Raw genomic sequence first — 24,798 nt, 5'->3', positions numbered from 1 at the left:
CCGGCGTCATGCTGACTGCGTCAGGCGATCGCCTGGCGCAGTGTTTCTTTGAACTGCCCGAGCGTATTGCGCTCCAGCAGATGTCCGGCGGCGACAGGGCGCTTGCGGCGCGCGAGAACATCGTCGAGCGCGCGATTGATCGAGCCCGGCGTGAGATCGTCGATCACCGGTCCCAGCTCGCCCGTGCGACAGAACCAGCCGATCAGGCCATCGGCCGTTGCAATGACCGGCTTGCCGAAGCGGAACGCCTGCACGAGCACGCCGCTCATGCCGTAGTGGCCTTTATAGCCGAGCCATACGACATCGCAGGCGGAGAAGAGGTCGAGCTCCGTCTCGCTCGAAATGAAGCGGTCCAGCACGATCGGCGCGGGCAACAGCTTGGCCGCGGCTTCGCTCAACAGCGCGCGTACGTCCTTGTCCTGAGCGCCCGCGATCACCAGCTTCGGCGTGTGCACGCCGTCCTTGCGCTGCGCCAATGCTTCGATCAACTCGAAGATGCCCTTGCGGTCGTTGATCGCGCCATAGACGAGCACATGCATGCCTTTCGACAGGCCGAGCCTGCGCCTCGCCGCCGATGGCTCGGCAGCATGCGCGTCAGGAAACGGATCGGCGAGATAGTCGATGCTTGTTCCGTGCGCATGCCCGCCGTTGCGCTTCCACCAGTCGGGCAGCGTCGGGTCGATGGTCAAAAGCGTCTTCATGCCGCCCACGCGAATGGCACGCGCGAATAGCCGCGACTTCACCGCATTGATGAGCGGCCGGCGCGGCGCGCGCACGCCGACGAGATGATGATGGAAGTTCGAGCGCATGGTGACGCCGACCCACGGCGTATTGCCGAACGGCGAGCGCAGAAACGGCAGCGCGAGCAGAAAGTAGTCGACATACGGCACGACGACGAGCGCCACCTTGCGTTCGCGACTCGCTACCGCATAGGCGTGCTTGAAGTTCGCATGCGCGCGCATATAGCTGATGGACCCAAGCCCCTTGCGGGTGCCGTGCTCCGGCGGCGCAACGAACGTGATGTTAAGCGCGTCGTTGCCTTGCTCCTGGATCTGCTTCACGAGCGCATGCCCGGCATTGCGCGGCTCCGTGACGATCAGGCAGCGCAAGCCCGCTTCCATATATGCATTCGCGGCCCATTGCGCGTAACGCCAGCGGTGACCGCTGAAATCAGGCTCGATGATGAGAACGGTATCGTTCATCGTGAAGTGGCATCCGTCATGGTGTTTTCTAATGAGACACGGTGTGTCGTCGAAGATCGAACGTAACACCGCGCCCGCGCATTGAATGGCCATATTTCAGCGCTTATCCGCGTCGCGCGATGTGGTGAAGAGCACCAAACGCCAACCGTCAACCCGCGATAACGCGCACCCTTGCCGAATAGTGCTACGCGTTGGCGTCCGCAACCCCGACGGCCACGCTATTTTTCCCACAGTCGCCTGAAAAGAAGCGCGGGCCTCGCGCGTACCTGTCATTCGGACAGGACGCGCGCGCGACGCGCAAGGTGGATCGCACGCGATACCGACATATCGCGGCGCCACGAATCGAAATACAGCAGTACGGGGAATGTGAGTGAGATCTGTCCGGCTATCCTTCTTGCCAGCACGCGCGCGGTTCGAGCACGATGCGGCCTTCTGGGTGCTCCTTCAACAAGTGGTCGTGCGCGGCTTCGTCGCGCTGAAGTTTCTCGCCATCGGCCGCATTCTCGGGCCTGAAGCGATCGGCGCGGTCAGCATCGCGCTGCTCGCGGTCGCAATCGCGGAAGCGTTGTCCGATACCGGGCTTGCGCAGGCCGTCGTGCAGGGACGCGATGCGCCCTCGCAAAGCGAGCTCGGCGCGGTATGGGCCACGCTCGCGATGCGCGGCGTAGTCATCGGTCTCTTGATCGCCGCGCTCGCGCCATTCATGACGAGCCAGTTCCACCTGGGCGGCTCCATCGGGTTGATTCTGCTTGCCGCCGTCTTGCCCATGGTGCGCGGCGTCGCATCGCCTGCGTACTTCACGGTGACGCGACAGCGCGGCTTTCAGAAGCTCGCGGGCGTGGAAACGTCGGCCGCGTTCACCGACTGCGCAGTCGGCCTCGCATGCGCGTTGTCGGGCGCGGGCGCGTACTCGGTCCTGATCGGCCTCGTTGCAGGCGAGCTATTGAAGACGACGCTCACGTGGACCGCCATGTCGCCGCGTCCGCCTATTCGCTTCTCGTTCGCGGGAATCTCGCATTACGTGAACTTCAGCCGCTGGATCTGGGCGGGCAGCGTCGTCAATCTTCTGCTGAACCAGTTCGACAAGGTCGTCGTCGCGAAGCTGCTCGGTCCGCTGCAATTGGGCGCCTATCAGATGTCGTCGAAGCTCGCGCAAATGCTGCTTGCCGATGCCGCCATCGCGATGTCGCAGTATCTGTTTCCGACTTTCTCGGAGCATCATCGGCGCGATGTCGCGGGGGCGCGCAAGCTCTTTCGCCGCTATCTGCTGCTCGCGGCGGTGGGGCTCACGGTGCTCGTCGTTGCATTGCGCGTCGCGGCCGAGCCGCTCTTCAATCTCGTCCTCGGGCCGGCGTGGCTGTCGGCGGTGCCGCTCTTCCGTATCTTCGTCATCAACATGGCGATCGGCGCGGTGATCGCGGTGCTCGTGTCGTGGCTGCGCGCGAGCGGCATGCCGAAGGTGGCGACGCATGCGTCCATCGTGCAGGCAGTCGTGCTGTGCGTGACGGTGCCCATCGCCACGCATCTGTGGGGCGTGACGGGCATCGCGTGGTCCATGACCGCGGGACTTGCATCGGCAACGGCGTGGATGCTTTATCGCATCGTCAGAGAGGCTTGAAATGCGCATCGTACATCTCGTCCTGGCGCCGCGACTTTCCGGCGCCGAGGTATTGGCGAAAGACCTGGCGATTCATCAGCAAAGAAGCGGCGAGACGGTGGCCATTGCGTCGCTCATGCCGGCACATGACGACTTCACCGCGCTGCAGGCGGAACTCGTCGCGAACGGCGTGCAGTGTCTCTTTCCGGACCGCATGCATGGACGCTTCGGCAAGCTGTTGGAATTGCATCGGACGATCCGCGCGTATCAGGCGGACGTGCTCTTCGCGCACGCGACCATTCCCGCGTTCTATGCGCGCATGCTGCCGCTCGCGGTGCCGGTCGTCTATGTGATGCACTCGGCGACCAACGACTTCGAGAGCCGCATGTTCCGGCGTGTCGAGCGCATGCTCTCGCGGCGGGCGCGCGCGGTGATCGCGGTGTCGCCCGCGAATATCGACGATTACGTCGGCGCGGTCGGGCGTCATCCTTCAATGACGCTCATTCCGAACGGCGTCGACATGTCCCGCTTCTCGATGCGTTCGGCGAGCACGACGGGTCACGCATCGCAGCAGATCGTGCAGATCGGGCGCTATACGTCGGTGAAGAATCAGCTTTCGACCGTGCACGCGTTCGAGCAAGTCGTGCAGCGCGTGCCGGATGCGCGCCTGCTGCTGTGCGGCGTGATAGAAGATCCGGCGTATCACGCGGCCGTGGGCGATCTGATCGAGAAGCTCGGGCTTTCGAAGAACGTGAGCTTGCAAGGTCCGCGTTCGGACGTGGCGGAACTGCTGTTCTCGTCGAATGTGTTTGCAATGCCTTCGCGGTCGGAAGGACACAGCATCGCGTTTCTGGAAGCGCTCGCGTCCGGCGTGCCCGTGGTCGCGAGCACGATTCGTCCTTTCAGCTTCGCGGCGGACTTTCCGAGCGTGCGCCTGTGCGATCCCGACGATACGAGAGCCTATGCGGATGCGCTCGTCGTCGCGCTCGGCCAGCCGCGCGCGCACCGGCCGCTGAACGGCCTGACGCTTGCGGATACCGCCGCGCGTTATCTCGCCGTCGCGCGGGATGTGACGCAACGCTTGCCGCGTCCTGCGACGGCCTGAAGCGGCAAGTTCTACGCGTCGCGGAAAAATGCGCAGCGCGCGCCAGCCATTCGATGCTGGCGCGCGTTTCTTTTTTCGCCTATGAAATAGCGTAGTGCCGCTCAATGGAGACACACATGTCCGACATGCTCAGCATCTCGACGCCTGATGGTGATTTCGACGCGTACGTCGCGTATCCGGCGCAAACGCCCGCGCCTGCCATCGTCGTTCTGCAGGAAATCTTCGGCATCAACGGCGACATGCGCGAAACGACCGACGAATACGCACGACAAGGCTATGTCGCGCTATGTCCTGACCTGTTCTGGCGAATCGAGCCGAATGTGAATCTGACGGACCGCACCGAGGCCGAGTGGCAGCAGGCGATGAAGTACTACAACGCATTCGACCTGAACACGGGCGTCGAGGATATCGCCGCGACCATCGGCTTCGCGCGCGGTCTGGAACAAGTGCGGGGCAAGGTGGGATCGGTCGGCTTCTGTCTGGGCGGCCTCTTGTCGTTTCTGACGGCCGCGCGCACCGATATCGACGCCGCCGTTTCATACTACGGCGGCGGCACGGACCAGCACTTGCGCGAGTTGCCGAAGATCAAGGCGCCGTTGCTCATTCATCTGGCGGAACAGGACGAGTTCATCGATGCCGATGCGCGCAATCGCGTATTGGCCGCCGTTCAAGGTCACGCCAACATCGAGGCGTACACGTATCCGGGCTGTCACCATGCCTTCGCGCGCCATCATGGCGCGCACTACGATGCAGCGGCAGCGAAGCTCGCGAATACGCGCACGGCCGATTTCTTTGCAAAGCACCTGAAATAAGGCACCAAACGACAACGCCGCCCGAAGGAGGGCGGCGTTGTGGTCGTGCGCAATGGACTACTTCTTCACCGGATGCGGCCGGCGAAACACCATCCAGCGCGGCACCTTGAATCGTACGATGCTCACATAGAGCCACACATAAGTGGCCGCAAACACCACGACGAAGCAGAACAGATGCACCGTATGACGCCAAAAGAGCGTCGCGGGAATCACTGCAATGAGGCACAGCAGCCACAAATAGGGTGAGGTCAGCGAGTTACGCCGCGTGAGTTCGCGCGCGTTCTGCACGCCGACGGCCCAGCGCATCAGCCGCTTATAGACGAGCATATGCAGATGCACGCCGTCCGGAATGCCGGGCGACATGCCGCGAATGAACTTCTTGCGATAGATCGAGAAGCACGTCTCGAAGATCGGGTACATGAAGAGCAGCACCGGATACCACGCGGAGACATCGCGGTTGCGCATGACGAGCATGATCGCAAGTTCGGCGAGCATGAAGCCGACGAAGTACGCGCCGCCATCGCCGAGAAAGATGAGGCCGGCGGGAAAGTTCCAGATGAAGAAGCCCATCACCGCGCCCATCATGATGAGCGAGCCCGACAGCACGACCGCATCGTGAACCTGGAACGCGACGTAAGCGAGCGACGCGAACATCATGAACGTGACCATCGACGCGAGGCCGTTGAAGCCGTCGATGATGTTCACCGCGTTGGCGAGCGCCGCCACGGCGAGCACCGTCACCGCGCAAGAAATGATTGCGTAGGAAAGCAGAAAATCGAGCGGCGGCACGCTGATGCGCGTCACCGCGATATCGAGCAGCGCATACGCGAGACCGGCAGCGGCCATCGTGCAGATGAGACGCACGAGCGGCGTCACGCGCTTGGTCAAGTCTTCGAGCAGCCCGGAGAGAAACGCAGGCAAGCCGCACGCGATGATGCCGAGGATGCCGCCCGACACGAGCGGATAACTCCATCGCAATTGCACGGCGGAGGCGGCGAGTCCGCACAGAATGCCGACGCCGCCGATGCGCGGAACAGGCCGCGCGTGGAATTTCTGCACGCCGGCGAGATCGGTATCGCCGAGCACGCCTTCCTGCAAGTGCGCAAAGCGCACGATCAACAAGGTCACGAAGAGCGAGACCAGAAAAGCAAGCGCAAAACTAAGCATGAAAGTAGACCAGTTGATGACAGCCGCCTCCCATCGCCGTAAATCGACGATGCGAGGCTCGCCGCTTTAAGCGAACCCTTGCGGGTTCTGCGACTGCCAGCGCCAGTGATCGGCACACATGCGCTCGATGCCGTGTTCGGCGCGCCAGCCGAGCAGCTTCTCGGCGGCGGCGGGATCGGCGTAGCACGAGGCCACATCGCCGGGGCGGCGCGGCACGAGTTCATACGGCACGCGCTTGCCCGAAGCCGCCTCGAACGCCTTCACGACATCCAGCACGCTATAACCGTGGCCCGTGCCGAGATTGACGACGAAACTGCGATCGAGCGAGCGCAGTGCGTCGATGGCCGCAATGTGTCCGCGCGCCAGATCCACCACATGAATATAGTCGCGCACGCCGGTGCCGTCGTGCGTATCGTAATCGCTGCCGAACACGCGCAGCTTGTCCAGCTTGCCGACCGCGACCTGCGCGACATACGGCATCAGGTTGTTCGGAACGCCTGCCGGGTCCTCGCCGATCAAGCCGCTTTCATGCGCGCCGACCGGGTTGAAGTAGCGCAGCGTCGCGATGCGCCACGACGGATCGGAGACTTCGAGATCGCGCAAGATCTGCTCGGCGATGAGCTTCGACTGACCGTACGGGTTCGTTGCCGAAAGCGGAAAGCTCTCGTCAATGGGCACGCTTTGCGGCACGCCGTACACCGTTGCAGATGAACTGAACACGAAGTTGCGGACGTTCCGTTCGCGCATCACGTTGAGCACGGCTAGCAGGCTGCCGATGTTGTTGCTGTAATACTCGATCGGCTTCGCGACCGATTCGCCCACGGCCTTCAGCGCCGCGAAGTGGATCGCGCCGGTGATGGCGTGTGCGTCGAAAATGCGGTTCAGCGCGGCTTCGTCGCGCGCGTCTTCCTGATAGAACGCGACGCGCTTGCCCGTGATGCGCTCCACGCGGTTCAACGATTCCGCGCGGCTATTGACGAGGTTGTCGATCACCGCGACGTCGTAACCCGCGTCGAGCAATTCGACGCACGTATGCGAACCGATGAAGCCCGCGCCGCCCGTCACGAGGATCGTGCCCTTGGTACCTTGTCCAGCGTCGTTCGGCGACATGTTGCCGTTCATCATGTGCTCTCCAGGAAGCGCAAATCAGAGTGAAATGCCGGTAATGGCGTGTATTGTGCTCTTGTATCGTTCGACGACGTTCTTCTCGTCGAATTCGCGGGCGACCTTCTCGCGGCCGCGTTGGGCCATCGCCTCGCGTTCTTCGATCGGCAGCGTCAGCATGCGTTCGAGTTGTTCGGCGAGGCTGTCCGCGCTTTTGACCTCGCACAGCAGGCCGTTTACGCCGTGTTCGACCACTTCGCGGCAGCCGGGAACGTCCGTGGCGACGATCGGGCGGCCCATCGCGGACGCTTCCATCAGCGTGCGCGGCACGCCTTCGCGATACGACGGCAGCACGACGCAATCGGCCGCCGCGACGAGCGGGCGCACATCGTTCGCTTCGCCCAGATACTCGACGATATTCTCACGTTCCCACGCCTCGACGTCCGTGCGGCTGATCGCGCTGGGATTATCCACGCCCACGGGCCCGAGCAATTGGAAACGCGCGTGCGGATAACGCCTGCGCAAACGCCGCGCCGCCTCGACGTATTCGGCGACGCCCTTATCCCACAGCAGCCGCCCGATGAGTATGAACACGAAGTCTTCGCGGCGCGGCAACGGCACGAGCGAGAAGTCGTCCAGATCGACGCCTTCTCCGTGCAAACGACGCGCTCGGTCGGGATGCGCGAGCAGGTTCTCATCGACAAAAGCCTGATGATCGTCGCGATTGAGGAACCACACCTCGCGCGGAAAGCGGAACGCAAAGCGATAAAGACGCTTGGCGATCTGCGCGGTGCGGCTCTTCTGAATGAACACGTAGCCCAGACCCGTCGTCACCGCGATGGACGGCACGCGCCCCAACATCGCGGCAAGCGAGCCGTAGATATTCGGCTTGATCGTGTAATGAAACACGAGATGCGGGCGCGTCGCGCGATATTCGCGGTACAGCGCCATCATCGTCCTGAGGTCTTCACGCGGGTTCGTGCCCTTGGACGCCACCGGCAATTCCACGCAACGGCAGCCCATTTCGATGAGCGGCTCGAACGTGCGGTCGCGCGGCGCGATGATCGTCACTTGCGCGCCGCGTTCGGTCAACATGCGCAGCACGCCGCGACGATACGTGTAGATGGCCCACGCCGTGTTGCACACGAGGGCGATGCGTAGGCTGGACTTGGCTTTGTTCATCCGGTGCTTATGGTTGGGTCGCGCGATGCCGCCGGCCTCAAGCCGGCGACGATGCCTTGAAGAGCTTCGCCTTGAGTCCGCGCAGCGCGCGATAGGGCAGCAGCAAGTGAGCGATGCTTTTCGCGACGCCGATCCAGTCGAACGGATTCGCCGCACGGAAGTAACGCAATTGCAGGCGCAGCGTTGACAGCGTTTGTGTCCGGCGCTTGGTCGCGCTGATGCCCGCTTCGTTCAGTTCGTAAAAGAGGCCGAATTCCGGCAGATTCGCGCCGTCGTAGCGCGCCATGAGACGCAGCACCAGATCGAGGTCTTCGGCCGCGCGATAGTCCGCGCGATAGTTGCCGACTTCGCGCACCGCATCGACACGCAACATTAGCGACGGATGCGCGAAGCACGAGCGCGCGAGCATGGCGCGGCGAATCGCAGCCGTATCGGTGGGCGGCGTGAGGTCGAAAAGCGGCGCGCCGTTCGTCGCGACGACATGTGTCCACATGCCGAGCACCGCCACATGCGGATGCGCCTCCAGATACGCGCGTTGCTTCGCGAGGCGGCCCGGCGTCGCGAGATCGCCCGCATCGATGCGCGCGGCGTAGCGGATGCCGCGTTCAGCGAGCGCGTCGATGCCCGCTTGCAACGCGCGCTCGATGCCGACGTTCTTCGCCATGCGCAGGATCTCGATGTCGAGTCCGTCGATGACAGGCGCGGCGATCGGCGGCGTGCTGCCGTCATCGACGATCAACACGCGCACCGGCGACGCCTCGCGAAACGACGCGAGCGTACGTTCCACTTCGGACTGGCCGTTAAACGCGGGCATGAGGATGGCGACATCGGATAGGGCGTTCATGCGCGCAGCCGGAATCGAATGTAGTAGAAGTTGACCGACGCCGCCGCGAGATAACCCGCCGCTAGACCGACGAGCGCGCCGTAGCCGTTGAAGCGCGGAATGGCCCACGCGTTCACCGCGAACGCGACGGCGAGCGCAAGCAGCCACTTCGACAACAGCACGTACCTCGCCTGAAACTTCAGCACGACGAGATTGCCGATCGCCTCGATGCCCGCAGGCACCGAGAGCCATACGGCCCAGCGAAAAATGCTCGCCGCGCCCGCATAGTTCGGCCCGAACACGCGCGCGATGATGAAGCCCGCGAGCGCATCGAGAACGGCGGCGCCCGCGATCATCAGCGCGGCGGTCATGGCGAAGAGACGCAGCAGGTTGCGCTTCAGGCGCGGCGTTTCCTGCACGCGATACACGAACGCCGGCGCGATGGTTTGCGAAAGCATCAGCGCGAGCGCGATCCAGTTCTCGTTCAACTGTTGCGCGGCCGAATAGAGCCCGAGTTCCGCGAACGACACGCGATGCGCGAGCATCAACCGGTCGAGCTTAAGGAACAGATACATGCAAATGAGGCCGAGCCAAAACACGGTGCCTGCGCTCGCGAAATGCCGAAAGCGCGTGCGATCGAAGCGCCAGCCGAGCGTGCCGCCATGACGTCGCATGTAATAGACGACGAGCGCCGCGCCGATAACCGCGGCTTCCAGCGCCCATAGCCAGCCGAAACTCGACGCGCGCGCGGTCATGCGTACGAGCAGATACACGAGCGCGGCCTTTGCGATGGCCGTGAACATGCTCGCGATCAATTGCGGCTTGCTGTAGGTCATGCTTTGCAGCCACGCATTGACGACGCCGATGAACGGCTCGCGAAACAGCATGGTGACGGCAAGCCCCGCGAGCATCGCGCCGACGAGCGGGTCCACGCCGCCCACCGCGATCCATGCCCACGTCAGCAGAAGCGCGACGACGGACACGCTCATGCGCAGCACGAACGCGCTGCCGAGCACTGCGCCGGTCTCGGCGGGCGGCTTCGCGACGATGGTCGGCACGAGAATCTCCGCGCCGCATACCCATGTGATCGGCGCGATGACGAGCAAGAGCGTGTTCGCGTATTGCCATTTGCCGAACGCATCGGGGCCGAGATAGCGCGCGAGCAGCCCCGAAATCACGATGGCGACGGCAATCTGCGTGAGCCGTTCGAGCCCCAGCCAGACGATGTTGGTAAGCGCGCGGGCGACGTCCGGATTGCCCGAGCGCATGAGCATCTTCATGCTTATCGTCCGCCTGCAGGATCAGGCACGCCGCCTGCTATCGGAACCTGTTCGCTGCGCAATGGCGTGCGGGGAAGCGTATCACCGTGAATGTCGGTGAAGTTTTGTGCGTTTGCGCGCGAACGCGCCTCATTCGTCGGGCAGAAGGCGAAAGAGCGTATAGGCATTGGATTAGAATGAATGCGCAGGCTTGAACCGCGGCGCGCAACGTCGAAGGCGCTGAAAGACAGCGATTATAAGTGCGAACGGAAAGGCTTCCTTCGCACGAGCTTTCAAACTGGCTTGCCTGTTTCGCGATGCTCGAATACGCATGCGCAGCATTCGTCATGTCATGCCTCGCAGTCGTTCGCGCGCATGCTGGTGTGGTCGGGCGCGCTCATATCGTCACGACCTGCACGCCCTTATGGCTGCATCGCCGAGAATTCATCAATTAATACAGAAGAGGTAGCCATCTCATGAGCCAAGTATCCCAGTCCATTTTCAAGGCCTATGACATTCGCGGGATCGTCGGCAAGACGGTCGATAGCGATGTCGCGAAGAGCATCGGCCGCGCGTTCGGCAGCGAGATCCGCAAGCAGGGCGGCGATTCGGTCGTCGTCGCGCGCGATGGCCGGCTCTCCGGTCCCGAACTCGTCGGCGCGCTCGCGAACGGCCTGCGCGAAGCGGGCGTCGACGTGATCGATATCGGCATGGTGCCGACGCCCGTCGGCTACTTCGCGGCGAGCGTGCCGCTGCCTTTGCCAACGGGCGAGCGGCGCGTGGATTCGTGCATCGTCGTGACGGGCAGCCACAATCCGCCCGATTACAACGGCTTCAAGATGGTCCTGCGCGGCGCGGCCATCTATGGCGAGCAGATTCAGGGCCTCTATCAGCGCATCGTCAATGACGACTTCACGTCGGGCGAAGGCAGCTACACCGAGTTCGACGTATCGCAGATGTATCTCGACCGCATCGTGTCGGACGTGAAGCCGGTGCGCGCGATGAAGATCGTCGTCGATACGGGCAATGGCGTCGCGGGTGGTCTCGCGCCGCGTCTTTTCAAGGCGCTCGGCTGCGAGCTCGTCGAACTGTTCACGGACATCGACGGCAACTTCCCGAACCATCACCCGGACCCGGCGCATCCCGAGAATCTGCAGGACGTGATTCGCGCGCTGAAGGAAACGGACGCCGAAGTGGGCTTCGCGTTCGATGGCGACGGCGACCGTCTCGGCGTCGTGACGAAGGACGGCCAGGTGATCTACCCCGATCGTCAGTTGATGCTGTTCGCGCAGGAAGTGCTGTCGCGCAACAAGGGCGGCCAGATCATCTATGACGTGAAGTGCACGCGCAATCTCGCGAAGTGGGTGCGCGATCAGGGCGGCGAGCCGGTCATGTGGAAGACGGGCCACTCGCTCGTGAAGGCGAAGCTGCGTGAAACGGGCGCGCCGCTCGCGGGCGAAATGAGCGGCCACGTGTTCTTCAAGGACCGCTGGTACGGCTTCGACGACGGCCTGTACACGGGCGCGCGCATGCTCGAAATCCTGTCGCGCGTGGACGATCCGAGCAAGCTGCTCAACGACCTGCCGAACTCGCTGTCGACGCCGGAACTGCAATTGAAGCTGGAAGAGGGCGAGAACTTCGAACTCATTTCGCGCCTGCAGAAATCGGCGAAGTTCGAAGGCGCGGGCGACGTGCTGACGATCGACGGCTTGCGCGTCGAATACCCGGATGGCTTCGGTCTCGCGCGTTCGTCGAATACGACGCCGGTAGTCGTGATGCGTTTCGAAGCGGACAGCGAAGAAGCATTGAAGCGCATTCAGGAAGACTTCCGCCGCGTGATCCTGGCGGAGAAGCCGGACGCGAAGCTGCCGTTCTGATCGAGGCTTTGCGAAGACGGCGCGATCGGGAGGTCGCGCCGTTTTTTGTTTGCTTATTCGGGGTAGAACGCGGGCGAGAGAATCTGGTCAGCCGACCACGGAAGTTCTTCCGGAAAGACATCCAAGCCCGTTTCTTCAGCCGCTTTGGACACGGCATCGGCCCATGTACCCACGAGCCAATCCGGGTCGCGCAATGAAGCATTCAGGCTGGGCGTCTTTTGCAGCGCCACGCCCACGGCGCGGCGCTGTTCCTTGATCGTGCGTTGCCAGCTCGAACCACGTCGTCCCGGCTGATACTGCCATTTGAGCAGATGCGCCAACAGCACCGCCATGCGGCTCGACAGTTCTCGTTGCTCGCTCTTGCCCACGTCCTCGATTTCCTCTGCGATATGTTCCACGTCGATGGCCGAGAAGTTACCGGCACGCAGCAGTGCTGCCTGCTCGCGCGCCCATGCCACGACGTCCTGTTCGTAACGCGTTCCCATCGCGTACTCCTTTCTTGATCGGATATTCGGTTCAGCTTCACCGGTCATCAGCATGTTACCGACTTTTTTTGCCGCGAAAGAGCTTCCTCGACTAGTGATCCACCCCGCCTCCCAACCAACCCGCGCTAAAATCCCCGCTCCCGTTTCCTCTTCGTCGCGCGAGCCAGCGCCTCTTTCTCACAGCGTGCAAAAGATCCTGATCGTCCGGGTGTCGTCGCTTGGCGACGTCGTTCACAACATGCCGGCCATCGCCGACATTCGCCGCCGCTATCCCGATGCGCAAATCGACTGGCTCGTGGAAGAGAGTTTCGCGAGCCTCGTCGAACTGGTCAGTGGCGTGCGCCGCGCGATTCCGTTCTCGCTCAGACGCTGGCGCAAGGGTTTCGCGTCCACGGGGAACTGGCGGGAGATCGCCAAATTCCGGCGTGAACTGGCGGCCGAAAAATACGATCTCGTCATTGATTGCCAGGGGCTCATCAAGACCGCATGGGTCGCAAGCTGGGCGCGCGGCCCGCTCGTCGGACTCGCGAATCGCACGGACGGCGCAGGCTTCGAATGGCCCGTGCGCTTCTTCTATGACCGGCGCGTGCCGATCGAGCCGCGCACCCATGTCGTCGAACGTACGCGCCAGCTCGTGGCCGCAGCGCTCGATTTGCCGCGCCCGCAGACGACCGACGACATCGACTTCGGCATCGACACGCGCCGCGCCGCGCTCGCCGTGTCCGCGCTCGGGCTGAATCTGCCGGTGCCCTACGTCACCTTCGTGCACGCAACGTCGCGCGCCGACAAGCAATGGCCCGAAGCCGCGTGGATCGAACTGGGGCAGGCGCTCGTGACGCGCGGCGCGTCCATCGTTCTGCCGTGGGGCAGCGAGGCCGAGCGCGCGACGAGCGAAAAGCTCGCGAAGGAGTTCGGCGCGGCCGCCATCGTGCCGCCGAAGCTCTCGCTGCCCGCCGTGGTCGGCCTGATCGACGGCGCGGCCGCGACCGTCGGCGTCGACACGGGCCTCGTTCATATTGCCGCAGCGCTGAAGCGGCCGACCGTCGAGTTGTACAATTTCTCGACCGCATGGCGCACAGGCGGTTACTGGTCGCCGAACGTGATCAACCTGGGCGACGCGAGCCGGCATCCGACGCTCTCGGAAGTGAAGGCCGCGCTCGCGGGTTTCGGCCTGCTGTAACGCGTCGGGTCAGTAGCCTTGGCGCCGTGCGCGAGCCAACTCAAGTTCGAGAGCACATGACGGAATCTCAAATCATCGAAGTGGCTTCGTGCGACTGGCAGGGCAAGAACCTGTCGGTGCCGCGCGAGGCGCTGCTTGCCGGCGTGGAAGACGGCAAGGTCCTCTATTTTCCCAATCTGCGCTTCGCAATCGAAGGTGGCGAGCGCGCGCTGCTCGACCCGAAAATCGCGGACCCGAAGCGCAAGAACATCAGCCTCGCGCCCAACGGCGGCGCGCTCAACGGCGTGCTCGGCGACAACGTGATGCAGTCGGCGGTGCGCTCGCTCATCGCGCGGTATCAGTCGAACGCGCGCTCGCTCGTCGACGGCCTCTTTCCCGAATACGACGGCAAGCTGCGCGTCGCGCCGACGAGCCTGCGGCTGCATCAGGTCGAAACGCGCGAAACGTCGTGGCGCAAGGACGACAGCCGCCTGCACGTCGATGCCTTTCCGTCGCGCCCCAACTACGGCGAGCGCATCCTGCGCGTGTTCACCAACGTGAATCCCAACGGCACGCCGCGCGTGTGGCGCGTCGGCGAGCCGTTCGAGCAGATGGCGCGGCGCTTCTTGCCCGACATCAAACCGCAGGCGCCGGGTTCGGCGTGGCTCATGAATCTGCTGCACATCACCAAGACCAAGCGCAGCGAGTACGACCATCTGATGCTGCATCTGCACGACGCGATGAAGGCCGACCTCGATTATCAGAAGTCCTCGCCGCAGGAAACCATGCCGTTTCCGCCCGGCTCGGTGTGGGTCTGTTTCTCCGATCAGACTTCGCACGCGGTGATGTCCGGCCAGTTCATGATGGAGCAGACCTTCTTCCTGCCCGTGAAAGCGATGGCGCGGCCCGATCACGCGCCGCTCGGCATCCTCGAACGGCTGAAGGGCAGGGCGCTCGTTTGAGCGGCGCCCGTTCCGCCCCGTCCGCGCCCGCTGCGCCGCTCTCGGCTGTCGTGCTGAGGGCCATCTATCGCGCGATGTGGTGGATCGTCGCCCCGCTCGCGGTGCTGCGGCTTCTGATCCGCTCGCGCAAGGAGCGCGGCTATCGCGAGCATATCGGCGAACGCTTCGGACGCGGCCCCGCGCGCCGCGCCGACGATCTCGCGCCGCTCATCTGGGTGCATGCAGTGTCGGTCGGCGAGACGCGCGCCGCGCAGCCGCTTATCGAAGCGTTGATGACGGCGCATCCTGAAGCGCGTTTGCTCATCACGCACATGACGCCGAGCGGCCGCGCGACGGGCGTCGAGCTGTTCGGCAATCGCGTGATGCGCAGCTATCTTCCGTACGATCTGCCGCATCTCGTGCGGCGTTTTCTGCGCGCGTGGCGGCCGTCAATCGGCATCGTGATGGAGACGGAAGTCTGGCCGACGCTCATCGACGAATGCCGTCGCGCCGACGTGCCGCTCGTGCTGACGAATGCGCGCATGTCGGAGCGGTCGTATCGGCGGGCGGCGCGTTTCGGGCGTCCGGTACGCGAAGTGTTCGGCGGCTTCTCGCGCGTGCTCGCGCAGACGCCTTCGGACGCCGAACGGCTCACCGCGCTCGGCGCGCGCAACGTGGCGGTGCTCGGCAATCTCAAGTTCGACATGACCGCGCCGCCCGAGCTCGTGGCGCGCGGGCAGGCATGGCGCGCGGCTATCGGCGAGCGGCCCGTCTGGGTCGCGGCGAGCACGCGCGAAGGCGAGGAATCGCTCGTGCTGCGCGCGTTCGCCGCTTTGAACGTGCCGAACGCGCTGCTCATTCTCGTGCCGCGCCATCCACAACGTTTCGACGAAGTCTCCGCGCTGATCGCGACCGCGGGCATGACGAGCGCGCGCCGTTCCGTGTGGGCGCCCAAGCCCGTGGCGGCGGGATCGGGCGCGGACGTCCCGCCGCCGTTGCCGTCGAGCGTGCAGGTTTTGCTCGGCGATTCGATGGGCGAGCTCGGCGCGTACTATGCCGCGGCGGACCTCGCGTTCATTGGCGGAAGTCTGCTGCCGCTCGGCGGGCAGAATCTGATCGAAGCGTGCGCTGCGGGCGTGCCGGTGCTGATCGGCCCGCATACGTTCAACTTCACGCAGGCGACCAACGACGCGATCGCGGCGGGCGCGGCGTTGCGCGTCGACAGTCCGCAGGCGCTCGCTCAGGGCTTGCGCGAACTCTTCAACGACAAGGCGCGTCGCATCGCGATGAGCGCGGCGGCTTCGGCGTTCGCGGCGCGGCATCGCGGCGCGACGGAACGGACGGTGGAAATTCTCGGCGTCATGCTGGAAGAAGAGAGCGGGCGGCTCGGTCAGGCCGACTCTGCGCGGTTCGTGGAATGACGCTTGCGAAACGATGAGTGGATCGATCGCCTATGCAGCACAGGCGTAAAGCGCACGGTCGGTCGGAAACAGGCGACCGGCAGACGCAGATCGACCCTTCAACGTTGTGCGAACGAAGAGGACTCCAGCATGAAGACAGCTCCGCCCACCAGCAAGACCGAGCAGGACGTCAAGGCAGAAAACCAGTCCGGCAAGCCTGCGACGACGAGCAGCAGGAAGCCCGCAAGCGGCCAGCATGCGGCGAATCACACCAAGGCCGGGAAAGACCACGGCGCGGGCGGCGGCGCGAAGCAGCGGCACGGGCCGCGCTGAACTGTTTCGCTGAACTGTTTGTTAGCCGGAACTGCGCGGCCACCGGCGACACCGTTCGCCGGTGGCTGCGCGGCATTCAGCCGATGAGCAGGCCCTTCTTTTCGATGAACGCGATCACGCTATCGAGCCCTTCGAGCGCCTTCAGATTGCACATGACGAACGGCCGCTCGCCACGCATTTTTTTCGCATCCGACGCCATGACGTCCAGATTCGCGCCGACGTGAGGCGCGAGGTCCGTCTTGTTGATGACGAGCAGATCCGACTTCGTGATGCCCGGCCCGCCCTTGCGCGGAATCTTCTCGCCGCCCGCCACGTCGATTACGTAGATGGTCAGGTCCGAGAGCTCGGGGCTGAACGTCGCGGCCAGATTGTCGCCGCCCGATTCGATGAACACGATATCCGCATCCGGAAAGCGCGACACCATGCGATCCACCGCTTCGAGATTAATCGACGCGTCTTCGCGAATCGCGGTATGCGGGCAGCCGCCCGTCTCCACGCCCATGATTCGCTCTGCGGGCAGCGCGCCCGCGACGGTCAAGAGCCGCTGATCTTCCTTCGTGTAAATGTCGTTCGTAATGGCGACGAGATCGTAGCGATCGCGCATCGCCTTGCAGAGCATTTCAAGCAGCGTAGTCTTGCCGGAGCCGACCGGCCCGCCGACGCCCACGCGCAACGGCGGCAGTTTCTTCGTTCGACGAGCGGCGGCGGAATAAGCGGGAGCATTCATGCGATATCGGTTCTAAGCAGAGAAGTTACGAGCGAAAGAGCCGCGAGTATTGCGACTCGTGCCGCGCGGAAAGAATGCCGAGTTGCGGCGCGAATGTGTTGATCTCATTGGGCGATGTAACCAGCGCGCGAGCCACCGCTTCGTCTATCGGCCCGCGTAACGCGACGATGATGCGCTGGCCCGCGAGTTGACCGAGCGGCACGGCCTTCAACGCGGCGGCCGCCTGATTCTCGACCCAGCTGAACGCATACGCGGCAAGCGCGGCATCGGGCGCGGCATCGTGGGCATATGCGGCGAATGCGAACGCTGTCGGCTGCGCGATGGGCTTCATCGCGGCGAGCGTTTCACGGCGCGCCGCATCGCCCCATTCGAGCGATGCGCACAATTGCGCGAGGGACCATCCCATCTGCTCGGTCTCGCGTCGCAGTTCGGCGGACTCGCGGCTTGCGATGTACTCGTCGTTCGCATGCGCGAGCGATGCTGCATCGTGCGCGCGCCAGCGTTCCATTTGATGCGCGATGAAAGGCAGTTCGCCGCGCGCAAGCACGTTCGAGAGACCGCTTGCGATCCATTCGCGCGTGGTGTCGGCATCGCGAATGAAGCCGTGTTCGATCGCGGCTTCGAGCCCCTGCGAATAACTGAACGCGCCGATAGGCAGCGCCGGCGACGCGAGGTGCAGGAGCGCAGTGAGCTCAGTCGTGCGCATGACCGTGGTGATGGTGGTGTCCATGCGCGTGGTCATGCGAATGATCATGTCCGCATGACGAATGGTCGTGCCCGTGATGCTCGTGATAAACCTTCTGCGCGAGCGCATAGTCTTCGCTGAAGGTTTCGTCATGACCATGCTTATGGCCGCCGCCATACGCGCCGGTTTCCGGCTGGAACGGCTGCGATTCACGCGTCACGGTGGCGCCGAGCCGCGCGACCATGTCTTCGAGCACGGCATCGGCTTCGAGCTTCAGATGATCCGCGTGGATCTCCACAGGCGTGTGCCGATTGCCGAGGTGATAGGCCACGCGCATCAGCGTGAGCGGATTTACCGCGCGCACGACGAGAACGTCTTCGGCCGCTGCAATGATGCGCACGAGGCCGCCGTCGTCGGCCACGAGAACGTCGTCATTCGCGAGCACGGTGCCGCGCGGCATCACGAGCGCGACTTCCTCGCCGTTGTCGAGCGTGGCGGCGAGCCGGCTCTTGCAGCGCGCGTCGAAAGCGAGCGTCAGCGTGGGCGCGCGCTTGATGAGCACGGATGCCAGTTTGGCGGTAAGGCGTTTGTCGATGGTACGCATGAGACGATCAGAACAGGAAGTAGCGTTGCGCCATCGGCAGCACGGTGGCGGGATCGCAAGTGAGCAGTTGTCCGTTCGCGATCACCTGATAGGTCTGCGGATCGACGCTGATGGACGGCTGCCATGCATTGTGAATCATGTCGGCCTTCGTCACATTGCGGCAGTTTTTCACGGCGACGACCTGTTTCTTCAGGCCATAACGATCGGTTATACGCGACTCCATCGCCAGTTGCGACACGAACGTGAGCGATGTCTTGCCGAGCGCGCCTCCGCGCGTCGCGAACATCTCGCGGTAATGCACCGGCTGCGGCGTCGGAATGGACGCGTTCGGATCGCCCATTTGCGCGAGCGCGATCATGCCGCCCTTGACGATCATCGCGGGCTTCACGCCGAAGAACGCCGGCTCCCAGAAGACGAGATCGGCCCACTTGCCCGGCTCGATGGAACCCACTTCATGCGCGATGCCATGCGTGATCGCAGGGTTGATCGTGTACTTCGCGACATAGCGTTTCGCGCGGAAGTTGTCGTTGCGCGCGTTGTCTTCGGGTAGCGCGCCGCGCTGCACTTTCATCTTGTGCGCCGTCTGCCATGTGCGGATGATGACTTCGCCCACGCGGCCCATTGCCTGCGAGTCGGACGACAACATCGAGAGCGCGCCGAGATCGTGAAGAATGTCCTCGGCCGCGATGGTCTCGCGGCGAATGCGCGACTCCGCGAACGCAATGTCCTCCGCAATCGACGGGTCCAGATGATGGCACACCATCAGCATGTCGAGATGCTCGTCCAGCGTGTTGACGGTGTAGGGCCGCGTCGGATTGGTGGAAGAGGGCAGCACGTTCGGCTCGCCGCACACCTTGATGATGTCCGGCGCATGACCGCCGCCCGCGCCTTCCGTGTGATACGTGTGGATCGTGCGGCCCTTGAACGCGGCCACCGTCGTTTCGACGAAGCCCGCTTCGTTCAGCGTGTCCGTGTGGATGGCGACTTGCGTGTCGGTGTCGTCCGCGACGGAGAGACAGTTGTCGATGGCCGCGGGCGTCGTGCCCCAGTCTTCGTGCAGCTTGAGCCCAATGGCGCCGGCCTTCACTTGCTCGATGAGCGGCTCGGGCAGGCTCGCGTTGCCCTTGCCGAGAAAGCCGAGGTTCATCGGCCAGCCATCGGCGGCTTGCAGCATGCGTTCCATGTGCCACGGCCCCGGCGTGCAGGTCGTCGCGTTCGTGCCCGTCGCGGGGCCGGTGCCGCCGCCGAGCATCGTCGTGACGCCGCTCGCGAGCGCTTCGTCGATCTGCTGCGGGCTGATGAAGTGGATATGCGTGTCGATGCCGCCCGCGGTCACGATCATGCCTTCGCCCGCGATCACTTCGGTGGCCGCGCCGATCGCGATGGTCACGTTCGGCTGGATGTCGGGATTGCCCGCCTTGCCGATCGCGAAGATGCGTCCGCTCTTGATGCCGATGTCGGCCTTCACGATGCCCCAGTGATCGAGAATCAGCGCATTCGTGATGACGGTATCGACCACATCGGCGGACGTGCGTTGCGATTGGCCCATGCCGTCGCGAATCACCTTGCCGCCGCCGAACTTCACTTCCTCGCCGTACGTGGTGAAGTCCCGTTCGACTTCGATGATGAGATCGGTGTCCGCAAGGCGCACGCGGTCGCCGGTGCTCGGGCCGAACATTTCCGCGTATGCGCGGCGGCCGATGCGTAGCGTCATGTCGTTGATGTCCTGATCAGAGTGGGCCCATTACGAGGCCATTGAAGCCGTACACGTGACGATCGCCCGCGAGCGCGACGAGTTCGACCGTGCGTTCCTGTCCCGGCTCGAAGCGCACGGCAGTGCCCGCCGCGATGTTCAGCCGAAAGCCGCGCGTCTTCTCGCGGTCGAAGACGAGCGCCGTGTTGACTTCGTAGAAGTGGTAGTGCGAGCCAACCTGCACCGGCCGGTCGCCGCTGTTCGCGACGACGACGGACACGGTCTCGCGGCCTGCATTGAGTTCGTGCTCGCCGTCGTCGATCAGATATTCGCCGGGAATCATCGCGTGCGTCTCAAGGAATGGGATGGTGGACGGTCACGAGCTTCGTGCCATCGGGGAACGTGGCTTCGATCTGTATGTCGGGGATCATCTCGGGCACGCCTTCCATGACGTCGTCGCGCGTGAGCAGCGTCGTGCCGTAATGCATGACTTCAGCGACGGTCTTGCCATCGCGCGCGGCTTCCATCAAAGCGGCGGAGATGAACGCGACGGCTTCCGGATGATTGAGCTTGAGGCCGCGCGCGCGGCGCCGTTCGGCGAGCAGCGCCGCCGTGAAGATCAAAAGCTTGTCCTTTTCGCGAGGCGTGAGTTTCATGAACTTGTTGTGTAGGCGATGGGCTTCGTCATGCTAGCACTTGCTTTCCTTTTTTGGACCGCTTTGTGAGCGAGCTTTCAGCGGGCTTGTCATTGAATGAAGCGTTGCAGCTCGACGCTCGCGGGCCGCTCGAAGATCTGCTCGGGCGCGCCGGATTCCCACACGCGTCCCTGATGCATGAAGACGACCTTGTCGCTCACGTTACGCGCGAACCGCATCTCGTGCGTCACCATGATGAGCGTCATGCCATCGCGCGCAAGGTCTTCGACCACGGCCAGCACTTCGCCGACGAGTTCGGGATCGAGCGCGGACGTGATTTCATCGCACAAGAGCACGCTCGGATTCATCGCCAACGCGCGCGCAATGGCGACGCGTTGCTGTTGTCCGCCGGATAACTGCTCCGGATAGGCATCGAACTTGTCGCCGAGGCCGACGCGTTCCAGCACCGTATGCGCGGTCGCGCGCGCCTTCGCCTTATGAATCTTCTTGACGACCGTTTGCGCGAGCATCACGTTCTGCCCGGCCGTGAGATGCGGAAAGAGATTGTATTGCTGAAAGACCATGCCGACCTTGAGCCGCAGCGCGCGCAAGTCGGCGCGGCGCGCGTCGATATGCTCGCCGTCGATTTCGATCGAGCCTTCGTCGATGCTCTCCAGACCATTGAGCGTGCGCAGCAGCGTGCTCTTGCCCGAGCCGCTCTTGCCGATGATCGACACCACTTGCCCGCGCTCGACTGAGAAGTCGATGCCCTTCAGAACCTGATTCGAGCCGAAGTGCTTGTGTAGATTGCGCGTTTCAACGAGCGGCATGCCATTTCCTTTCGAGCGTGCGCGCATAGCGCGTCAGCGGATAGCAGAGAACGAAGTAGATGATCGCGACGAGTCCATAGACGAGAAACGGGCGGAAAGTCGCGTTCGATATCATCGTGCCGGCCTTCGTGAGTTCCGTGAAGCCGATGATGGAGACGAGCGCCGTATCCTTCACCGCCTGCACGGCGAAGCCGACCGTCGGCCCCACGGCGATGCGCGTGGCCTGCGGAAGAATCACATGACGAAGCTGCTCGAAATAGCTCATGGCCAGACTGGACGATGCTTCCCACTGGCCCTTGGGCACCGCTTCCACCGCACCGCGCCATATTTCCGCGAGATAGGCGCTCGTGAATAGCGTGAGCCCGACGGTGGCGGCAACCCAGGGCGACACATCGATGCCGAGCAAGGGCAGCCCGAAGAAGACGAGGAACAGTTGCATCAGGAGCGGCGTGCCCTGAAAGACCTGAATGTAGCCCTTCACCAGCGCGCGCAGGACTTCGTATTTCGATACGCGCATCACCAGGAGCGCGAAGCCGACGATGCCGCCGAGCACGAACGATACGATCGACAGCACGACGGTCCAGCGCGCGGCCAGCAGCAGGTTCTCGAAGATTTGCGCGAGGGTGAATTCGATCATCGCGCGTGGCCTCTGTTGGCGCTTACGGCAGGCATGAAAAGACGCTTGCCTGCAGCATTGAGCGCCACGCGCAGGACGAGCGCGAGCGCCAGATACGAAGCGGTGACCAGAAAGCACGTTTCGAATGCGCGAAAGTTGCGCGATTGGATATAGCTCGCGGCATACGTCAGATCGGGCACGGAAATCTGCGAGACCACGGCGGAGCCGAGCATCGTGATGACGATCTGGCTCGTGAGCGCGGGAAAGACCTTGGCGAGCGCCTGTGGCAGCACGACATGCCGAAAGGCTTCATTGCGCGACATCGCAAGCGATGCCGCCGCTTCGTGATGCCCCTTCGGCACGGCCGCGATGCCCGCACGAATGATCTCGATGGAATACGCGCCGAGGTTCAACGTCATGGCGACAATGGCAGCGACATACTCGCTCAGATGAATGCCGAGCGCGGGCAGCCCGAAGAACACGAAAAACAGTTGCACGATGAAGGGCGTGTTGCGAATCGCTTCGACATAGCCGCCGACGAGCGAACGCAGCCACGCGCGATCGCTGTCGCGAGCGGCCGCGCCGGTCACGCCGAGCGATACGCCAAGCGCCGTCGAGATGGCGGTCAACGCAAGCGTCGTCGCCGCGCCGCTCGCAAACATGCCCGCGTAATTCGCGAAGTCGGCGAATTCAAGTTGATAGGCCATGCGATGAAGCGCCTTGCGTTACAGGCTGGCAGGCAGCGGCTGGCCGAACCACTTCTTCGACATGGCGTTGAGCGTGCCGTCTTTTTTAGCCTGCGCGATGGTGTCGTCGACCTTGGCCATCAAGCGCGGCTCGTTCTTGTTCATGCCGACGAAGCAGGGCGAATCCTTGATGATGAACTTCGCTTCAGGCCGACGCGGCGGATTCTTCGCGAGGATCGCCGCGGCGACGATATTGCCCGCCGCGATCAACTGAACCTGTCCCGAGAGAAAAGCGGAGATGGTCGCGTTGTTGTCTTCAAAGCGCTTGATGGTGGCGTTCGGCGCCATTTGCGACAGCGCGATCTCTTCCAGCGCGCCGCGCGTCGCGCCCACGGTCTTGCCGGTGAGATCGGCCGGGCCGCCCACCTTGATGTCGGCGGGACCGAAAACCCCTTGAAAATAGGGCGCATAAGGCGTCGAGAAGTCCAGCACCTTCTCTCGCTCGGGAGTCTTGCCGAGCGACGAGATCACCAGATCGACCTTGTTCGTCGTGAGATACGGAATGCGGTTCGCGCTATTCACGGGCACGAGCTGGAGCTTGACCTTCATCGACTTGGCGAGCAATGCGGCCATGTCCACGTCATAGCCTTGCGGCTGCATGTCGGCCCCGACCGAGCCGAACGGCGGATAGTCCTCCGGCACGGCCACGCGCAGGGTGCCGCTCTTGGCAATGGTATCGAGCGCGTCGGCGTTTGCCGGAGCCGTGAAGGCGAAAAGCGGCGTGACCGCGAGGATGGCGAGCGCGGTGCGTCGCGCACGGAAGAAGAGCTTCGGCATGGATGATCCTTCAGGCTTTGTGATGGCCGCGTTGCATGCGCGGCTCTTGGAGCCATGCTCGTAAGCGAGAGCCGTGCCATCGACGCGAAAGCCTTATGCCATCGGCGTTGCCTGGCTGGTTACACGGCCTTGCGCACACACGCGGGGCGCGCTCATGCGCCGCGATGGTGCGTGCTCAAGTGGTCCACAATCTGAGCGGTTGCGCAGCGACGCCATGCACGAGCGGACGAAGTTGAGTCCAGCAATCGGTCAACGCGCGTTGCAGCGGCTCCATCGAACGGCTGATGGCGCGCACGATCAATACGCCCGGCGCGACGCACGATGCCCCCGCGCGCATTTCGTCTTTGAACGGCAACTGCGCGGTGAGAGCCTCGGCCAACGTGTCGTCGCATGCGGGCCCGACGGCCCATAGCGTGCCATAGGCGGGATAGCCCGCGAGTCCTTGTGATGCATCGCGCAAAGGATCGTTCGCATCGATCAGCGCGCGCTCGAACCACAGCGTGCGTCCATCGCTATGCGCGATACGCGACACCGCCTTGATGTGCCCCTGCGTCCAGCGTTCGCCGGCGGCGGCGCGGCCGAGCAGCATCGCATCCCAGCCGATGGCGGTTGCGCCTTCGTCGAGCGTGACGTTGAACGCAAGCTCCACATTCGACGATTCGAACACGATGTTGTTTTGCGGAAGCCAGTCGAGCTTCGCGTGTCGCCCGAGATGAACGTCGATACGCTGTGTCGCGAGCTTGCCGTTCGCCTTGTACCACTTGGTCGCGCCGGGTGTCGTGATGACCGCATGCGTGTGTTCGCCGAGCTTTACATCGACGGATAGGCGATCGCCACCCGCGACGCCGCCCGGCGGATGCACGATCACCGCGTGGCAGATATCGCCTTCAGGATAGAGCGGCCGTTGCACGCGCAGCGGACCTTCATGCTTGCGATGCGCGCATACCGTGCGGCCATGCTGCCGGGCAAAGCCGAGTTCGAGCGTGCCGCGCCAGACATCGGGATGAGCGAGCGCCGCGTGAGATTCGTGATGCATGGA

General features: G+C 63.6%; 26 protein-coding genes and 1 pseudogene. 9 read left to right on the top strand and 18 right to left on the bottom strand.

Annotated elements, in window-relative coordinates; genetic code table 11:
- Positions 1 to 20 precede the first annotated feature (20 nt).
- Positions 21 to 1,202 carry a glycosyltransferase gene (locus NCR34_RS10630; RefSeq protein ID WP_250499818.1) on the bottom strand — a complete coding sequence of 394 codons (1,182 nt, stop codon included), beginning with the start codon at positions 1,200 to 1,202 and terminating at the stop codon, positions 21 to 23.
- A gap of 370 nt (positions 1,203 to 1,572) precedes the next feature.
- On the opposite strand from NCR34_RS10630, the gene NCR34_RS10625 reads away from it, so the two are divergent.
- From NCR34_RS10625 to NCR34_RS10615, 3 genes are all read left to right on the top strand, one after another.
- The gene (locus NCR34_RS10625) at positions 1,573 to 2,820 is read left to right on the top strand and encodes an oligosaccharide flippase family protein (RefSeq protein ID WP_248320353.1); all 1,248 of its coding nucleotides are present in this window, start codon (positions 1,573 to 1,575) and stop codon (positions 2,818 to 2,820) included.
- 1 nt (position 2,821) lies between these two features.
- A complete protein-coding gene (locus NCR34_RS10620; protein ID WP_250499817.1) occupies positions 2,822 to 3,904 on the top strand; it encodes a glycosyltransferase in 1,083 nt (360 codons plus the stop codon).
- 116 nt (positions 3,905 to 4,020) lie between these two features.
- Complete coding sequence (locus tag NCR34_RS10615; protein ID WP_250499816.1) at positions 4,021 to 4,716, top strand: dienelactone hydrolase family protein; 696 nt, start codon at positions 4,021 to 4,023, stop codon at positions 4,714 to 4,716.
- Between the two features lie 57 nt (positions 4,717 to 4,773).
- Here the strand turns inward: NCR34_RS10615 and NCR34_RS10610 are convergent, their stop codons facing one another.
- The 5 genes from NCR34_RS10610 to NCR34_RS10590 form a co-directional block, all read right to left on the bottom strand.
- Positions 4,774 to 5,883: an MraY family glycosyltransferase gene (locus NCR34_RS10610; RefSeq protein WP_250499815.1), complete on the bottom strand. Its 1,110-nt coding sequence runs from the start codon at positions 5,881 to 5,883 to the stop codon at positions 4,774 to 4,776.
- 66 nt (positions 5,884 to 5,949) lie between these two features.
- Entirely contained in the window at positions 5,950 to 7,008 is a 1,059-nt protein-coding gene (galE, locus tag NCR34_RS10605) for a UDP-glucose 4-epimerase GalE (RefSeq protein ID WP_250499814.1), read from the bottom strand.
- A 21-nt stretch (positions 7,009 to 7,029) separates the two neighbouring features.
- Positions 7,030 to 8,169: a glycosyltransferase family 4 protein gene (locus NCR34_RS10600; protein ID WP_250499813.1), complete on the bottom strand. Its 1,140-nt coding sequence runs from the start codon at positions 8,167 to 8,169 to the stop codon at positions 7,030 to 7,032.
- Positions 8,170 to 8,206: 37 nt separating this feature from the next.
- A complete protein-coding gene (locus tag NCR34_RS10595; RefSeq protein ID WP_250499812.1) occupies positions 8,207 to 9,013 on the bottom strand; it encodes a glycosyltransferase in 807 nt (268 codons plus the stop codon).
- On the bottom strand, positions 9,010 to 10,272 hold the full coding sequence (locus NCR34_RS10590; RefSeq protein ID WP_250499811.1) for an oligosaccharide flippase family protein: 1,263 nt from the start codon (positions 10,270 to 10,272) through the stop codon (positions 9,010 to 9,012). Before NCR34_RS10590 ends, NCR34_RS10595 begins: the two co-directional genes overlap by 4 nt.
- A gap of 455 nt (positions 10,273 to 10,727) precedes the next feature.
- Between NCR34_RS10590 and NCR34_RS10585 the strand changes: the two genes are divergently transcribed.
- Positions 10,728 to 12,128: a phosphomannomutase/phosphoglucomutase gene (locus NCR34_RS10585; protein ID WP_250499810.1), complete on the top strand. Its 1,401-nt coding sequence runs from the start codon at positions 10,728 to 10,730 to the stop codon at positions 12,126 to 12,128.
- A gap of 53 nt (positions 12,129 to 12,181) precedes the next feature.
- On the opposite strand, the gene NCR34_RS10580 is transcribed toward NCR34_RS10585, so the two are convergent.
- Positions 12,182 to 12,613, bottom strand: a complete 432-nt coding sequence (locus tag NCR34_RS10580; protein WP_175945273.1) for a DUF29 domain-containing protein — start codon at positions 12,611 to 12,613, stop codon at positions 12,182 to 12,184.
- 184 nt (positions 12,614 to 12,797) lie between these two features.
- On the opposite strand from NCR34_RS10580, the gene waaC reads away from it, so the two are divergent.
- The 4 genes from waaC (at position 12,798) to NCR34_RS10560 (ending at position 16,446) form a co-directional block, all read left to right on the top strand.
- Positions 12,798 to 13,793: a lipopolysaccharide heptosyltransferase I gene (waaC, locus tag NCR34_RS10575; protein WP_250499809.1), complete on the top strand. Its 996-nt coding sequence runs from the start codon at positions 12,798 to 12,800 to the stop codon at positions 13,791 to 13,793.
- Positions 13,794 to 13,849: 56 nt separating this feature from the next.
- Positions 13,850 to 14,734 carry a Kdo hydroxylase KdoO gene (gene kdoO / locus NCR34_RS10570; RefSeq protein ID WP_250499808.1) on the top strand — a complete coding sequence of 295 codons (885 nt, stop codon included), beginning with the start codon at positions 13,850 to 13,852 and terminating at the stop codon, positions 14,732 to 14,734.
- A 50-nt stretch (positions 14,735 to 14,784) separates the two neighbouring features.
- Complete coding sequence (waaA, locus tag NCR34_RS10565; protein WP_250499840.1) at positions 14,785 to 16,134, top strand: lipid IV(A) 3-deoxy-D-manno-octulosonic acid transferase; 1,350 nt, start codon at positions 14,785 to 14,787, stop codon at positions 16,132 to 16,134.
- Between the two features lie 129 nt (positions 16,135 to 16,263).
- Positions 16,264 to 16,446: a hypothetical protein gene (locus tag NCR34_RS10560; RefSeq protein WP_250499807.1), complete on the top strand. Its 183-nt coding sequence runs from the start codon at positions 16,264 to 16,266 to the stop codon at positions 16,444 to 16,446.
- A 76-nt stretch (positions 16,447 to 16,522) separates the two neighbouring features.
- On the opposite strand, the gene ureG is transcribed toward NCR34_RS10560, so the two are convergent.
- The 10 genes from ureG to NCR34_RS10510 all read right to left on the bottom strand — a co-directional run bounded on the left by ureG (position 16,523) and on the right by NCR34_RS10510 (position 23,717).
- Positions 16,523 to 17,173 (bottom strand): urease accessory protein UreG, encoded by a 651-nt coding sequence (gene ureG / locus NCR34_RS10555; RefSeq protein ID WP_206466787.1) that lies wholly within the window; start codon positions 17,171 to 17,173, stop codon positions 16,523 to 16,525.
- Positions 17,174 to 17,198: 25 nt separating this feature from the next.
- The gene (locus NCR34_RS10550) at positions 17,199 to 17,879 is read right to left on the bottom strand and encodes an urease accessory protein UreF (RefSeq protein WP_250499839.1); all 681 of its coding nucleotides are present in this window, start codon (positions 17,877 to 17,879) and stop codon (positions 17,199 to 17,201) included.
- Complete coding sequence (gene ureE / locus NCR34_RS10545) at positions 17,866 to 18,462, bottom strand: urease accessory protein UreE (protein ID WP_248320341.1); 597 nt, start codon at positions 18,460 to 18,462, stop codon at positions 17,866 to 17,868. The genes NCR34_RS10550 and ureE overlap by 14 nt, the downstream gene beginning before the upstream one ends.
- Positions 18,463 to 18,469: 7 nt before the next feature.
- Positions 18,470 to 20,176: an urease subunit alpha gene (ureC, locus tag NCR34_RS10540; protein WP_250499806.1), complete on the bottom strand. Its 1,707-nt coding sequence runs from the start codon at positions 20,174 to 20,176 to the stop codon at positions 18,470 to 18,472.
- A gap of 16 nt (positions 20,177 to 20,192) precedes the next feature.
- The gene (locus tag NCR34_RS10535) at positions 20,193 to 20,498 is read right to left on the bottom strand and encodes an urease subunit beta (protein WP_250499805.1); all 306 of its coding nucleotides are present in this window, start codon (positions 20,496 to 20,498) and stop codon (positions 20,193 to 20,195) included.
- 10 nt (positions 20,499 to 20,508) lie between these two features.
- Positions 20,509 to 20,811: an urease subunit gamma gene (locus NCR34_RS10530; RefSeq protein ID WP_008342482.1), complete on the bottom strand. Its 303-nt coding sequence runs from the start codon at positions 20,809 to 20,811 to the stop codon at positions 20,509 to 20,511.
- 89 nt (positions 20,812 to 20,900) lie between these two features.
- Positions 20,901 to 21,620, bottom strand: a complete 720-nt coding sequence (locus NCR34_RS10525) for an amino acid ABC transporter ATP-binding protein (protein ID WP_250472859.1) — start codon at positions 21,618 to 21,620, stop codon at positions 20,901 to 20,903.
- Entirely contained in the window at positions 21,607 to 22,257 is a 651-nt protein-coding gene (locus NCR34_RS10520) for an amino acid ABC transporter permease (RefSeq protein ID WP_250499804.1), read from the bottom strand. Before NCR34_RS10520 ends, NCR34_RS10525 begins: the two co-directional genes overlap by 14 nt.
- The gene (locus tag NCR34_RS10515) at positions 22,254 to 22,943 is read right to left on the bottom strand and encodes an amino acid ABC transporter permease (protein WP_250499803.1); all 690 of its coding nucleotides are present in this window, start codon (positions 22,941 to 22,943) and stop codon (positions 22,254 to 22,256) included. The genes NCR34_RS10520 and NCR34_RS10515 overlap by 4 nt, the downstream gene beginning before the upstream one ends.
- An 18-nt stretch (positions 22,944 to 22,961) precedes the next feature.
- Positions 22,962 to 23,717: a transporter substrate-binding domain-containing protein gene (locus NCR34_RS10510; protein ID WP_502800069.1), complete on the bottom strand. Its 756-nt coding sequence runs from the start codon at positions 23,715 to 23,717 to the stop codon at positions 22,962 to 22,964.
- A gap of 14 nt (positions 23,718 to 23,731) precedes the next feature.
- Between NCR34_RS10510 and NCR34_RS28335 the strand changes: the two are divergent.
- Positions 23,732 to 23,782 (top strand): annotated as a pseudogene (locus NCR34_RS28335) (hypothetical protein); the annotation flags it as partial.
- Positions 23,783 to 23,934: 152 nt separating this feature from the next.
- On the opposite strand, the gene NCR34_RS10505 reads toward NCR34_RS28335, so the two are convergent.
- A complete protein-coding gene (locus NCR34_RS10505; RefSeq protein WP_250499801.1) occupies positions 23,935 to 24,795 on the bottom strand; it encodes an urease accessory protein UreD in 861 nt (286 codons plus the stop codon).
- Positions 24,796 to 24,798: the final 3 nt, after the last annotated feature.

Origin of the sequence: Caballeronia sp. GAWG1-5s-s, assembly GCF_023631445.1 — a bacterium.
GTDB lineage: Bacteria > Pseudomonadota > Gammaproteobacteria > Burkholderiales > Burkholderiaceae > Caballeronia.
This window is presented reverse-complemented; position numbering and strand designations above follow the sequence as displayed.

Bases quoted from the DNA above. Each gene is read 5' to 3' on its own strand.
- NCR34_RS10595 (WP_250499812.1), bottom strand. From the start codon at position 9,013: ATGAACGCCCTATCCGATGTCGCCATCCTCATGCCCGCGTTTAACGGC.
- NCR34_RS10520 (WP_250499804.1), bottom strand. From the start codon at position 22,257: ATGATCGAATTCACCCTCGCGCAAATCTTCGAGAACCTGCTGCTGGCC.
- galE (WP_250499814.1), bottom strand. From the start codon at position 7,008: ATGATGAACGGCAACATGTCGCCGAACGACGCTGGACAAGGTACCAAG.
- NCR34_RS10505 (WP_250499801.1), bottom strand. From the start codon at position 24,795: ATGCATCACGAATCTCACGCGGCGCTCGCTCATCCCGATGTCTGGCGC.
- ureE (WP_248320341.1), bottom strand. From the start codon at position 18,462: ATGCGTACCATCGACAAACGCCTTACCGCCAAACTGGCATCCGTGCTC.
- NCR34_RS10590 (WP_250499811.1), bottom strand. From the start codon at position 10,272: ATGAAGATGCTCATGCGCTCGGGCAATCCGGACGTCGCCCGCGCGCTT.
- NCR34_RS10535 (WP_250499805.1), bottom strand. From the start codon at position 20,498: ATGATTCCCGGCGAATATCTGATCGACGACGGCGAGCACGAACTCAAT.
- NCR34_RS10580 (WP_175945273.1), bottom strand. From the start codon at position 12,613: ATGGGAACGCGTTACGAACAGGACGTCGTGGCATGGGCGCGCGAGCAG.
- NCR34_RS10600 (WP_250499813.1), bottom strand. From the start codon at position 8,169: ATGAACAAAGCCAAGTCCAGCCTACGCATCGCCCTCGTGTGCAACACG.
- NCR34_RS10620 (WP_250499817.1), top strand. From the start codon at position 2,822: ATGCGCATCGTACATCTCGTCCTGGCGCCGCGACTTTCCGGCGCCGAG.
- NCR34_RS10615 (WP_250499816.1), top strand. From the start codon at position 4,021: ATGTCCGACATGCTCAGCATCTCGACGCCTGATGGTGATTTCGACGCG.
- NCR34_RS10515 (WP_250499803.1), bottom strand. From the start codon at position 22,943: ATGGCCTATCAACTTGAATTCGCCGACTTCGCGAATTACGCGGGCATG.
- NCR34_RS10585 (WP_250499810.1), top strand. From the start codon at position 10,728: ATGAGCCAAGTATCCCAGTCCATTTTCAAGGCCTATGACATTCGCGGG.
- ureC (WP_250499806.1), bottom strand. From the start codon at position 20,176: ATGACGCTACGCATCGGCCGCCGCGCATACGCGGAAATGTTCGGCCCG.
- NCR34_RS10610 (WP_250499815.1), bottom strand. From the start codon at position 5,883: ATGCTTAGTTTTGCGCTTGCTTTTCTGGTCTCGCTCTTCGTGACCTTG.
- NCR34_RS10530 (WP_008342482.1), bottom strand. From the start codon at position 20,811: ATGAAACTCACGCCTCGCGAAAAGGACAAGCTTTTGATCTTCACGGCG.
- NCR34_RS10550 (WP_250499839.1), bottom strand. From the start codon at position 17,879: ATGCGCACGACTGAGCTCACTGCGCTCCTGCACCTCGCGTCGCCGGCG.
- NCR34_RS10630 (WP_250499818.1), bottom strand. From the start codon at position 1,202: ATGAACGATACCGTTCTCATCATCGAGCCTGATTTCAGCGGTCACCGC.
- ureG (WP_206466787.1), bottom strand. From the start codon at position 17,173: ATGAATGCTCCCGCTTATTCCGCCGCCGCTCGTCGAACGAAGAAACTG.
- kdoO (WP_250499808.1), top strand. From the start codon at position 13,850: ATGACGGAATCTCAAATCATCGAAGTGGCTTCGTGCGACTGGCAGGGC.
- NCR34_RS10560 (WP_250499807.1), top strand. From the start codon at position 16,264: ATGAAGACAGCTCCGCCCACCAGCAAGACCGAGCAGGACGTCAAGGCA.
- NCR34_RS10525 (WP_250472859.1), bottom strand. From the start codon at position 21,620: ATGCCGCTCGTTGAAACGCGCAATCTACACAAGCACTTCGGCTCGAAT.